We start from the raw sequence: 12,993 nt of genomic DNA, 5'->3' as shown, positions 1-12,993 counted from the left end.
TGAAACGATGCATCGCCGATGGTAGTGTGGGGTTTCCCCATGTGAGAGTAGGTCATCGTCAAGATTAAATTCCGAAACCCCTATCTGCGTATGCAGGTAGGGGTTTTGTTTTGTCCGCAGGAAAGTTCGTACAGCAATACCGGACGGCTCCCGGCTGTCACAGTCTCCCGACAATGCTAAGGTTCGGCCCTAGCTTTTGTATTTTTCCAAGGAAGCCTTTATGCCGGACGCGACGTCCCTCAGTGCTGGTTTTATGGTGGTTCACGGCAACCGCCTGGACGAGTTGCGTAGCCTGGTGGTCAGCTGGATGCGGCGTTACCCGCTGGCTCCTTTGGAAAATGAAATTGCCCTGGTACAGAGCAACGGCATCGCCCAATGGCTGAAGCTGGCACTGGCGGAAGACCCTGAAGACGAGGACATGGGTGGCTGCGGAATCGCAGCAGCCATCGACGTGCAGTTACCGGGTAGCTTCATGTGGCAGCTCTATCGCATGGTGCTTGGCCGTGACGAAATCCCGGTCAAATCCCTGCTCGATAAAGCTCCTTTGACCTGGCGCCTGATGCGTCTGCTTCCGCAGTTGATCAATCAACCGCACTTCGAACCGCTGCAACGTTTCCTTACCCATGACACCGATTTACGCAAACGCTATCAGTTGGCTGAGCGGCTGGCGGATTTGTTTGACCAATACCAGGTGTATCGTGCCGACTGGCTTGAAGACTGGGCCGAAGGTCGCCATCAATTACGAAATGGTAGAGGCGAAACCAAACCTCTGACCCCGGCTAACTGTTGGCAGGCAGAGTTGTGGCGTGCGCTGTTGCTGGATGTGGGTGAACAAGGCATGGCGCAAAGCCGAGCCGGCGTCCATCAACGGTTTATCGAGCGCATCAACAGCCTCGACGTAGCCCCCAGCGGATTGCCTTCACGGGTGATCGTTTTCGGGATTTCTTCACTGCCCGCTCAAGCCCTGGAAGCACTGGCGGGGCTGGCCCGGTTCAGCCAGGTTCTGCTCTGCGTACACAACCCGTGTCGCCACCATTGGGCAGACATCGTCGCCGATAAAGACCTGTTGCGGCATCAATACAAGCGTCAGGCTCGCAAGAGCGGAATGCCGGTTGCGCTCGACCCGCAAACCCTTCACCAGCATGCCCATCCACTATTGGCGGCGTGGGGCAAGCAGGGGCGGGACTATATCAATCTGCTCGACAGCTACGACGATCCCAACAGCTATCGCTCGGCATTCCGCGATGGCCGTATCGACCTGTTCAGCGATAGCCAGCCACAGAACATGCTCAATCAATTGCAGGACGACATTCTTGAGTTGCGTCCCTTGAACGAGACTCGCGAGCGCTGGCCAGCTGTTGATCCGGCGAAGGACGAGTCGATCCGTTTTCACATTGCCCATAGCGCCCAGCGCGAAGTGGAGATCCTCCACGACCAGTTGCTTGCACGCTTCAGTGCTGATCCGGAATTAAGGCCTCGCGATGTGATCGTGATGGTCCCGGACATCGACAGTTACGCACCGCATATTCGTGCGGTATTTGCTCAGCTTGAACGCCACGACCCGCGTTTCATCCCCTTCACGCTCGCAGATCAAGGCCAACGCGGCCGTGATCCGCTACTGATTGCTATCGAGCATCTGCTCAAACTGCCCGACAGCCGTTTCCCCGTGAGCGAGATCCTCGATCTGCTGGATGTTCCTGCGCTGCGCGCTCGCTTCGGTGTAGAGGAACGCGATCTGCCGACCCTGCACCGTTGGATCGAAGGCGCAGGCATCCGCTGGGGCATGAATGCCGAGCAGCGCGCGGGTCTCGGTCTGCCGCAGGAGCTGGAACAAAACAGTTGGCGTTTCGGTCTGCGACGGATGCTGCTCGGTTATGCCGTGGGCAGTGCCAGTGCCTGCGAGGGTATTGAACCCTACGACGAGATCGGTGGTCTGGATGCCGCGCTCATTGGGCCTTTGGTCGCGTTGCTGGACGCATTGGAGATTGCCCACCAGGAGCTCTCTCTACCGGCAGCTCCCAAGCAATGGGGCTTTCGATTGCATGCACTGGTCCAGTTGTTTTTCCTGGCCAGTAACGAGCATGACGACTACGTGTTGGCCCAACTCGAAGAGCTGCGTGAAACCTGGCTTGAGACCTGCGAGTCAGTTGGTTTGCATGATGAACTGCCGTTGACCGTGGTCCGTGAAGCCTGGCTCGCCGGCCTCGACCAAGGGCGCCTGTCCCAGCGTTTTCTGGCTGGTGCGGTTAACTTCTGCACTTTGATGCCCATGCGAGCGATCCCGTTCAAACTGGTCTGTCTGCTGGGCATGAATGACGGGGACTACCCGCGAACACAACCGCCACTGGACTTCGACCTCATGGGCAGTGATTACCGCCCTGGCGACCGCTCCCGACGCGAAGATGACCGCTACCTGTTGTTGGAAGCGCTGTTGTCTGCACGTGACCAACTCTATATCAGCTGGGTCGGTCGCAGCATTCGCGATAACAGTGAACGCCCCGCGTCAGTACTGATTGGCCAATTGCGCGATCATCTGGCCAGCGGTTGGCGATTGCATGATGTAGACGAAGATCTGCTTGAGGCCATCACTCAGGAACATCCACTGCAACCGTTCAGCGCCCGCTACTTCCATGAAGGCGATGACTTGTTCAGCTACGCGAATGAATGGCAGGTGCTGCATCAAACCAGTGAGCCGTCGACTGATATCGAAGTCCTTGATCCCTACATTCAGGAAGAGCCGCTGAGTCTCGGTCAACTGCAGGATTTCCTGCGTAATCCTGTACGACATTTCTTCAGTCAACGACTGAAGGTGTACTTCGAAGCGGCTGAAGTGCCCTTGGCTGATGAAGAGCCATTTGTACTCGATGCGTTGCAACGTTACAGCCTCAGCGACAGCTTGCTCGAAGCAGCTCTGAGGCATCTGGATAGCACCGACCAGGTACTGGAAGCACAGGCAAAACGTCTGCAAAACAGTGGGCTTCTGCCCATGGCTGGATTTGGCGAATGCCTTCAGCGAGAGTTGATCGAACCGTTGCCTGATCTGTTGCAGCGTTACCAACAGCTTTTGGCGTTGTGGCCAACTCCGCTCACCAACGCTCTGCCAGTGAGTCTGGAGTTGCTGGGTCTGCGCCTGGAAGGTTGGCTCAGCGGCCTGCATCAACGTGCGGATGGTGGTTTGCTATCAGTCACGACAATCCCCAACAGCATCGGCTCAATCAAGTCTCGCAAATGGCATCGGCTGACACGGCCATGGGTCAATCATCTGGTTGCCTGCGCCAGTGGTATGGCGATGACCACCGCGTTGGTGGCCAGCGACGACAGTCTGCTGCTCGGTCCGATGCCGGAGGATGCCGCCTTGCGGATTCTGGGCGACCTGTTAATGGCTTGGCAAACGGGCATGCGTCAACCACTGCCGATTGCGGTGAAGACCGGCTTCGCATGGCTGGGTCAAACTGATCCGGTCAAAGCCCAGGCCGCAGCCCGCAAGGCCTATGAAGGCGATGGCCTGACCACCGACGGCGAGCGTCGCGAAAGTCCGGCACTCGCCCGGCAGTTTGCCGACTTCGACTCGCTTGCCGCAGACGAAACCTTCCCGGATTGGTGCAACGCGTTGTACCGGCCGTTGCTTGAAGCGCCTTGGCGTTCATTGAACAGCGAGGAGGCGCGCACATGACCACAAAACCTCTGGCTTTGGCATTTCCCCTGCGCGGCAGCCAATTGATCGAAGCGAGCGCCGGGACCGGCAAGACCTTCACCATTTCCGCGCTTTATCTGCGTCTGGTCCTTGGCCACGGCGCAGAGTCGAGCGGCTTCGGACGTGAACTGTTGCCGCCGCAAATCCTGGTTGTGACGTTCACCGATGCGGCGACCAAAGAATTGCGCGAACGTATCCGCACGCGTCTCGCTGAAGCTGCACGGTTTTTCCGTGATGAAACACCGGCGCCCGATAGCCTTATCGCGGAGCTTCGTGAGGAGTACCTTCCCGAGCAGTGGTCCGGCTGCGCGAACCGTCTGGACATCGCCGCGCAGTGGATGGACGAGGCGGCAGTTTCGACCATCCACAGTTGGTGCCAGCGCATGTTGCGCGAGCACGCGTTCGACAGTGGCAGTCTGTTTACCCAGACCCTGGAAACCGATCACAGCGATTTGCTGGGCGAAGTCTTGCGCGATTACTGGCGCCTGTTTTGTTACCCGATGCAAGGTGATGCGCTGAACTGGGTGCGTGGGAATTGGGGCGGTCCGGCAGCCTTGCTGCCGCGAGTACGTGGTTTGTTCGCCAGTGAGCGAGACAGTGTTGAAGGTAAAGAACCTGCCGAGCTGATCACGGCGTGTCTGCAAGAGCGACGGGCAGCCTTGCTTGAACTCAAGATGCCTTGGCGCCAGTGGGCGGACGAACTGCTTGCCATTTGTCACCAGGGTGTCGCGAGCAAGAGCGTCGACGGTCGCAAGATGCAGGCGCGCTATTTCGAACCCTGGTTCGAAAAGATCAGGGCCTGGGCTGAAGACGAATCCCTTGAGCAACTGGATATCGGCACCGGATTCACGCGCCTGACTCCCGAGGGTATGGCCGAAGCCTGGAAGGGTGAAGTACCCAGTCATCCCGGGCTGGACGCCATGCCCGGCCTCAAGGCCAGTCTCGATGGATTGCCGACGCCTGATGCCGCCGTGCTGCAGCACGCCGCCCAGTGGGTCGGTACACGGTTCGAGGAAGAAAAGCGTCGCCGTGCGGAGATGGGCTTCGATGACATGCTGCTACGCCTCGATGCAGCGTTGCAATCCGATGGCGGTGAGCGGCTGGCGACCCTGATTCGCGAGCAGTTCCCGGTCGCGCTGATCGATGAGTTCCAGGACACCGACCCGGTGCAGTACCGGATCTTCGAGAGCATCTATCGCATCGAAGACAACAATCCCGAATGCGGTCTGTTCCTGATCGGCGACCCCAAGCAAGCGATCTACGCATTCCGCGGTGCCGACATCTACACCTACCTGCGCGCCCGCCAGGCCACCACTGGACGACTGCATACCCTGGGTACGAATTTCCGTTCCAGCCATGGCATGGTCAGAGCGGTAAACCATGTGTTCGAGCGCGCCGAGTCTCGCGAAACCGGCCGGGGCGCGTTCCTGTTTCGTGAAAAGAGCGGCGAGAACCCGGTACCGTTCCTGCCCGTCGAATCCCAAGGGCGCAAAGAAGTTCTGCACATCGACGGCCAGGTCGTGCCCGCCCTGAACATCTGGCACCTGTCCGCCGAGCAGCCGCTGTCCGGCGCGGTGTACCGACAACAACTCGCCGCCGCCTGCGCCAGTGAAATCACCACTTTGCTTAACGGTGGGCAACAAGGTCGCGCGGGTTTCATACAGGACGGCAAGGACTTCAGAGGTCTGTTGCCAGCGGATATCGCGATCCTGGTCCGCGACGGTAAAGAGGCCCAGGCTGTGCGCGGCGAACTCTCCGCCCGTGGCGTGCGCAGCGTCTATCTGTCGGATAAGGATTCAGTGTTCGCCGCCCAAGAGGCCCACGACGTACTGACCTGGCTCAAGGCCTGTGCCGAGCCGGATGTCGAGCGTCCACTGCGGGCCGCGTTGGCCTGCATCACGCTGAACCTGTCGCTGGCTGAACTGGAGCGGCTGAATCAGGACGAACTGGCCTGGGAAGCTCGGGTCATGCAGTTCCGCCATTATCGCGAGCTCTGGCGCAAGCAGGGCGTGTTGCCCATGCTGCGGCGATTGCTGCATGACTTCCAGCTGCCTCAGACATTGATCACGCGCAGTGACGGCGAGCGGGTGCTGACCAATTTGCTGCACTTGTCCGAATTGCTGCAACAAGCGGCCGCCGAACTCGATGGTGAGCAAGCGCTGATCCGTCATTTATCCGAGCATCTGGCGTTGTCCGGTCAGGCCGGCGAAGAGCAGATCCTGCGTCTTGAGAGCGACGAACAACTGGTCAAGGTCGTGACCATTCACAAGTCCAAGGGGCTTGAGTATCCCTTGGTGTTCCTGCCGTTCATTTGCTCGGCGAAACCGGTGGATGGCAGCCGTCTGCCGCTGCATTACCACGACGCCACGGGCAAGGCCCAAGTGACCTTGAGGCCGACTGCCGAGTTGATTGTTCAGGCGGATGATGAGCGTCTTGCGGAGGATCTGCGTTTGCTTTACGTGGCCCTGACCCGGGCGCAACACGCCTGCTGGCTCGGAGTGACGGATCTCAAGCGCGGCAATAACAACAGCTCGGTGCTGCACCTGTCAGCATTGGGCTATCTGCTGGGCGGCGGAGCGCCATTGGCTGAGTCGGCAGGCTTGAAGCGTTGGCTGGAAGACCTGCAGCAGGACTGTCCTGCGCTGAGCTACGGTGAAATGCCTGAAGCGACAGTCGAGCACTACCATCCACCACGCAACGATGCGACGTTACTGGCTCCGCTGATACCCAAGCGCAAGGCCAGCGAAAACTGGTGGATTGCCTCCTACAGTGCCCTGCGCATTGGCGATAGCATGAGCGTGGGCACTGATGAAGCGCCGGAGAGCCCGCAAGCGCAAAAGCTCTTCGACGATGAACGCCTCGATCCTCAGGCACCACGCGAAGTGGTGGCCGGCGGCGCTGACATCCATCGATTCCCTCGTGGCCCGAACCCCGGCACCTTTCTCCATGGTTTGCTCGAGTGGGCCGGTGACGAAGGTTTCACTGCCACCCCGCAAGCGGTGGAAGACGCCATTGCCCGTCGTTGCAATCGACGTGGCTGGGAAGGCTGGATAACCGCCCTGAGCGACTGGCTGCAGCACCTGCTTGCGTCCCCGCTGCATATCGGCGGCGGGCAGGCTCCCGTGGTATTCGAGCAATTGACCCAGTACCGGGTCGAGATGGAATTCTGGTTCGCCAGTCATAAAGTCGATGTGCTCAAACTCGATGAACTGGTGCGCCAATACACCCACAACGGTGTGGCCCGGGTGGCTGCCGAGCCGGTGTTGCTCAATGGCATGTTCAAGGGCTTCATCGACCTGACGTTCGAGCACGACGGCCGCTACTACGTCGCCGACTACAAATCCAACTGGCTGGGCGTCGATGACGCGGCCTATACCGAGCAGGCCATGGAGCAGTCGATTCTCGACAACCGTTACGACCTGCAATACGTGCTGTACCTGTTGGCCCTGCATCGCCAGCTCAAGGCGCGACTGGTCGATTACGATTACGACCGGCATGTTGGCGGTGCGTTGTACCTGTTCCTGCGTGGCACGCGTGCGCCCAGCCAAGGCGTGTATTTTGCCCGTCCACCAAGAGAGCTGATCGAGCGTCTGGACCGGCTGTTCCAGGGCAAGCCAGAACCCAAGGCCGAACCCGCCTGGGAACAGGGAGTTTTGCTATGAGTCGCACCTTCGCTGATTTGCTGCCCACTTCGTTGACAGCCGAAAGCCTGGCGGATCTGGCGCCGTTGAGTCGCGCCGATGACTTGCTGCTATTGCTGACGCGCTGGGTTGAGCGTGGCTGGCTGCGAGCGTTGGATAAAGCCTTCGTTGCCTTTCTTCACGAGCTCGCTCCCGACGATGATCCACTGGTGCTGCTGGCCGCTGCGTTGGCCAGTCATCAACTGGGCCACGGTCATGTGTGCCTGGATCTGTTCGAGACGCTTAAGGAACCGGACTTCGCCCTGTCGCTGCCACCGGAAGGTGACGTGCAAAGTGGCGCAATGTTGTTGCCGTCGCAATTGCTTGAGGCGCTGGACGGTGCCCATTGGTGCAAGGTCCTGGCCTCCAGCAGTCTGGTCGCTTTGGCGGTCGACGGTCGCGAGGCGGCACAACATCGGCCATTGGTGTTATCGGGCAAACGCCTGTACTTGCGTCGCTACTGGGCTTACGAACGGCGTATCGACACCTCGCTGCGCCAACGCCTGGTCGAACACGAAACCACACCGGATGATTTGTCCCAACGCCTCACCCGTTTGTTCGGCCCAGCCCAGCCTGGCGAAGTGATTGACTGGCAGAAACTCGCCTGCGCCCTCGCCACCCGCAGCGCATTCAGCATCGTTACCGGTGGCCCGGGGACCGGCAAGACGACGACGGTCGTGCGTTTGCTGGCGTTGCTCCAGGCGCCGGCGGTGGAGGCGGGCAAGCCGCTGCGCATCCGTCTCGCGGCACCCACCGGCAAGGCTGCAGCCCGACTGACGGAGTCCATCAGTCAGCAGGTCAGAACCCTGGAAGTCGATGAAGCCGTACGAGTGAAGATCCCTTCAGACGTCACCACCGTGCACCGTCTGCTCGGCAGTCGTCCCGGTACTCGGCACTTCCGTCACCATGCTGGTAATCGCTTGCCGCTGGATGTCTTGGTGGTGGACGAAGCCTCGATGATCGATCTGGAAATGATGGCCAATTTGCTCGATGCGTTACCGGCCCATGCCCGTCTGGTGCTGCTCGGTGACAAGGATCAGCTGGCATCGGTGGAGGCCGGCGCGGTGCTGGGTGACCTGTGCCGCGACGCCGAGGCTGGTTGGTACAGCCCACAGACTCGCCTGTGGCTGCAAGAGGTCAGTGGTGAAAGCCTGGATGCCAGCGGTTTGCAGGAAGACACCCAAGGCACTCATCCACTGGCCCAGCAAGTTGTGATGCTGCGTCATTCACGTCGGTTCGGCGAGGGCAGCGGCATCGGCCAACTGGCTCGTTGGGTCAACCAGCAGCAACCCGAGGAAGCCCGCAAGTTGTTGGCAGCGCGAAGCCATGACGACGTGTTTTCCCTGCCACTTAAAGGGGAGCAGGACCGGGCGCTGGAGCGCTTGCTGCTTGAGGGGCATGGCGATGGACCGCAGGGTTATCGGCATTACCTGAGTCTGTTGCGCAGCCTGCGGCCACCGCTCGACAGCACGCTTGATGATCCCTGCTGGACCGATTGGGCTCGCCAGGTCCTGCAAGCCTTCGACACCTTCCAGTTGTTGTGCGCCGTACGAAAAGGGCCGTGGGGCGTTGAAGGTTTGAATCAACGCGTGACCGCCGCGCTGCTCAAGGCCCGGCTGATCGACAGCGACCAGCAGTGGTACGAAGGTCGGCCGGTGCTGATGACCCGCAATGACTATGGCCTGGGTTTGATGAACGGCGACATCGGCATTGCCCTCAAGCTGCCGGAACGCGAGGGGCCAGAGGTTGGGAAGCAGGTGTTGCGTGTGGCGTTCCCGCGAAATGATGGTCAGGGCGGCGTACGTTTTGTACTGCCGAGCCGGCTCAATGATGTCGAAACGGTGTACGCCATGACGGTGCACAAATCCCAGGGCTCGGAATTTGCCCACACGGCGTTGATTTTGCCGGATGCCCTGAACCCTGTGCTCACCAAAGAGTTGATCTATACCGGGATTACCCGCGCCAAAAACTGGTTCACCCTGATCGAGCCGCGTACCGGCGTGTTCGAAGAGGCGGTGAGGCGCAAGGTCAAACGCTTGAGCGGGTTGATGCTGGAACTGGATGAGGGGGTTGAATCAAGGGATTGATAAGGACGGTGCCAAGCGTCGGAAACTGACCGAAGTGCCGTAGGACGTGACCTCGCTGGCGTCTGAACGCTGTGCTATCGTTGCGGCATCATTTCGCTACGATCGAAGAGAATCCCTGCATGAAGGTCGCTGTCTGGACGACACAGCGCGTTACCGGGTGCAAACACGTGCTGTTCGCCGGCCTTCTCTATTTGTTCACCGGCGTCGTTTTCGCTCAGTCGCAAACGCCTGTGAGCATGGCCGATCAGCGCGCAAAATCCGTCACGCAGGTGGTACTCGGGATTCTCAGTTATGCCCGTTGGCCTGTTGAGCCAGCACAACTGCGCTTGTGCATCGTGGGCCCCACCGAATACACCGACGATCTGGTCAAAGGCACGACCCAGGCCACCGGTCGTCCCGTCACGGTGCGACGTCTTTTGGCCGACAACCCGTCGATTGCTGGTGAGTGCGATGCGGTGTATATCGGCAAACTGAGCAGTGATGAACGCAGCCGGCTATTCGCTTCGTTGGCAGGGCGCCCGGTGCTGAGCATCAGCGAACGCGACGACCCCTGCACCGTCGGCAGTCTGTTTTGCCTGCGGGTCAGCGATGAGCAAGTGTCCTTTGAAGTCAACCTGGATTCCGTCGCCCGAAGCGGCGTGCGTATTCACCCCAATGTGTTGCAACTGTCCCGCCGCAAGCCGGCGGCGCCATGAGTCTTTTCAAGCCGGATAGCCGCCCAACCTTGCGCTCGGTCATCGGGCGCGGACATTTGATCGTCGCACTCGTGGGTGTGGCCATGGCCAGCATCTCGCTGACGTTGCTCGGCGTACTGGCCTTGCGGGTCTATGCCGACCACAACTTGCACCTGATTGCGCGCTCGATCAATTACACAGTGGAAGCCGCGGTGGTGTTCAACGACAAGTCTGCCGCTAGCGAAGCGTTGGCATTGATTGCGTCCATCGAAGAAGTGGCCGATGCCCAAGTGCTGGACGAACAAGGCACGTTGCTGGCTCGCTGGGAGCGGCCGGAAACGGGCTTGTTCTCTGATCTCGAAATGCAGATTGCCAAGGCCTTTCTGGAAAAACCGATCAGCATGCCAATCGTCCATCAAGGTCAGGAAGTCGGCAGCATCCAGCTCACCGGTCACGGGGGCAGCCTGTTGCGATTTTTGCTCAGCGGTCTGGCCGGCATTGTCCTGTGTACGGCCGTCAGTGCCTGGGTGGCGCTCTATCTGGCGCGCCGACAACTTCGCGCAATCACCGGCCCATTGCGCAGCCTGGCGTTCGTGGCTCACGCCGCCCGCAGCGAGCGAGCCTTCGATCAGCGTGTGCCACCCGCCGCCATCGCCGAACTCGACAACCTGGGCAATGACTTCAATGCCTTGCTCGATGAGCTCGAATCCTGGCAAACCCACCTGCAAAGCGAAAACGAAACCCTGGCCCACCAGGCCAGCCATGACAGCCTCACCGGGTTGCCGAATCGGGCGTTTTTCGAAGGCCGGCTGATTCGAGCGCTGCGTAACGCCAATAAGCTCAATGAGCAAGTGGCGGTGCTGTTTCTCGACAGTGACCGGTTCAAGGAGATCAATGATGGTTTCGGTCATGCCGCTGGCGATGCGGTGTTGGTGGCCGTGGCCAATCGGGTTCGTGCGCAACTGCGTGAAGAGGATCTGGTGGCACGCTTGGGCGGTGACGAATTTGCCGTCCTGCTGACGCCGCTGCACAGGATCGAGGACGCCGAGTGGATTGCCGACAAAATCATCGCCAGCATGGAAGTACCGATTCCGTTGCCGGGCAATATCCAGGTGTTGACTTCACTCAGCATCGGCATCGCCGTGTACCCCGACCATGGGACCACACCGGGTGCATTGCTTAACGCCGCCGACGCGGCCATGTACCAAGCCAAGCGCCTTTCCCGAGGCGCACAGCACACGGCAGGGGCGGAGCACCCTGTCGCCGATGTTCAAACCAGGAGCTGATTTTTGTGTTCTCACTGACCCGGCGTTCCCTGCGATTTTTCACGTTCACCTTATTGATGGCCTTGCTGGCATTGAGCGGTTGCCAGACGGCGCCGCAAAAAGGCCTGACCCCGGCGCAGATCGCTGTGCTCAAGCAGCAAGGCTTCGAATTGACCGATGAGGGCTGGGCCTTTGGCTTGTCCGGCAAAGTGCTGTTTGGCAGTGACGACGACAGCCTCAACCCAGCCAGCACCGACATCGTCGAGCGTATCGGCAAGGCATTGCTGGGGGTTGAAATAGAACGAGTGCGGGTCGACGGTCACACCGACGCCTCGGGCAAAGAGTCTTACAACGAACAGCTCTCACTGCGCCGCGCAAAAAGCGTCGGCAAGGTGCTGACCGTTGTCGGGATGAAAGAACAAAACATCCAGCTGCGCGGCCTCGGCAGCAGTGAACCGGTTACTTCCAATAACACGCCGGCCGGCCGTACCGAGAACCGCCGGGTGTCGATCGTGGTGAGCGCCGACTAATCGGCGAACAGGGTCTCGCGACTTTCCCCCATTAATAGACCCTGATTCCGCTCAGTCACCTCCCGGATGTAATCCCACAACAGGGTGATCCGCTTGAGCTTGCGCAGGTCTTCGCGGCAGTACATCCAGAACTGTCGAGTGATGTTGATCTCCTTCGGCAACACCGGCAGTAATCGCGGATCCTGGGCCGCCAGGAAGCACGGCAGAATCGCCAGCGACCGCCCTTGCTGTGCGGCCACGAATTGCGCAATCACACTGGTGCTGCGCAGGTTGGCACTGGCGCCGGGCAACACATTCGCCAGGTACAACAGCTCCGAACTGAACGCCAGATCGTCGACGTAACTAATGAATGAATGTTTACCCAAGTCAGCCGGGCGGCGGATCGGTGGGTGCTTGTCGAGATAATCCTGAGTCGCGTAGAGCTGTAATTTGTAGTCGCAGAGTTTGCAGCAGACGTATGGACCATGCTCCGGGCGCTCCAGGGCGATGACGATGTCCGCCTCGCGCTTGGACAGGCTGATGAAGTGCGGCAGCGGCAGGATGTCCACGGAGATTGCCGGGTAGGCGTCGACGAAATGGCTCAGCTGCGGGGTGATGAAAAAGCTGCCAAAGCCTTCGGTGCAGCCCATGCGCACATGCCCGGACAACGCAACGCCAGAACCTGAAACCTGCTCACAGGCCATGTGCAGCGTGCTTTCGATCGACTCGGCATAACCGAGCAACCGCTGGCCTTCGGCAGTCAGGACAAAACCGCTGGTCCGGGATTTCTCGAACAGCAACGTGCCCAATGCCGCTTCCAGCGAGCTGATGCGCCGCGACACCGTGGTGTAGTCGACTGCCAGGCGCTTGGCTGCGGTGCTGGCCTTGCGGGTGCGGGCGACTTCAAGGAAAAACTTGAGGTCATCCCAGTTCAACGAGCCTAGAGACGTGATGTTTTTTTGCATGATGGACCGGCTTTTATGTGCGTTCTTATTAGAAGTTTGCACATCTATACTCCAAAAACAGTCCGAGAACCAACTCGCGACACACGTCTCGTCTCAAGGCGAAAGTCTCGCCTTGGCTA

Annotated in this window: 7 protein-coding genes; 6 read left to right on the top strand and 1 reads right to left on the bottom strand. The window is 59.7% G+C overall.

From position 1 onward, the window contains the following. Positions 1-220 precede the first annotated feature (220 nt). The 6 genes from recC (at position 221) to KW848_RS22640 (ending at position 11,930) form a co-directional block, all read left to right on the top strand. Entirely contained in the window at positions 221-3,673 is a 3,453-nt protein-coding gene (gene recC, locus KW848_RS22665; RefSeq protein WP_218538095.1) for an exodeoxyribonuclease V subunit gamma, read from the top strand. Next, positions 3,670-7,356 (top strand): exodeoxyribonuclease V subunit beta, encoded by a 3,687-nt coding sequence (gene recB / locus KW848_RS22660; protein ID WP_218538094.1) that lies wholly within the window; start codon positions 3,670-3,672, stop codon positions 7,354-7,356. Before recC ends, recB begins: the two co-directional genes overlap by 4 nt. After that, complete coding sequence (gene recD, locus KW848_RS22655; protein ID WP_218538093.1) at positions 7,353-9,461, top strand: exodeoxyribonuclease V subunit alpha; 2,109 nt, start codon at positions 7,353-7,355, stop codon at positions 9,459-9,461. The genes recB and recD overlap by 4 nt, the downstream gene beginning before the upstream one ends. Before the next feature lie 119 nt (positions 9,462-9,580). Beyond that, the gene (locus KW848_RS22650; protein WP_218538092.1) at positions 9,581-10,156 is read left to right on the top strand and encodes a YfiR family protein; all 576 of its coding nucleotides are present in this window, start codon (positions 9,581-9,583) and stop codon (positions 10,154-10,156) included. Then, complete coding sequence (locus KW848_RS22645; RefSeq protein WP_218538091.1) at positions 10,153-11,421, top strand: diguanylate cyclase domain-containing protein; 1,269 nt, start codon at positions 10,153-10,155, stop codon at positions 11,419-11,421. The genes KW848_RS22650 and KW848_RS22645 overlap by 4 nt, the downstream gene beginning before the upstream one ends. A gap of 5 nt (positions 11,422-11,426) precedes the next feature. Next, positions 11,427-11,930: an OmpA family protein gene (locus tag KW848_RS22640; RefSeq protein WP_218538090.1), complete on the top strand. Its 504-nt coding sequence runs from the start codon at positions 11,427-11,429 to the stop codon at positions 11,928-11,930. On the opposite strand, the gene KW848_RS22635 is transcribed toward KW848_RS22640, so the two are convergent. Then, complete coding sequence (locus KW848_RS22635) at positions 11,927-12,874, bottom strand: LysR family transcriptional regulator (RefSeq protein ID WP_102616410.1); 948 nt, start codon at positions 12,872-12,874, stop codon at positions 11,927-11,929. The genes KW848_RS22640 and KW848_RS22635 overlap by 4 nt on opposite strands. Positions 12,875-12,993: the final 119 nt, after the last annotated feature.

It is taken from the genome of Pseudomonas sp. PDM25, assembly GCF_019219045.1.
In the GTDB taxonomy this organism is placed as follows: domain Bacteria; phylum Pseudomonadota; class Gammaproteobacteria; order Pseudomonadales; family Pseudomonadaceae; genus Aquipseudomonas.
Note: the sequence above shows the minus strand (reverse complement) of the source record. Positions and strands in the feature narration are given on the sequence as shown.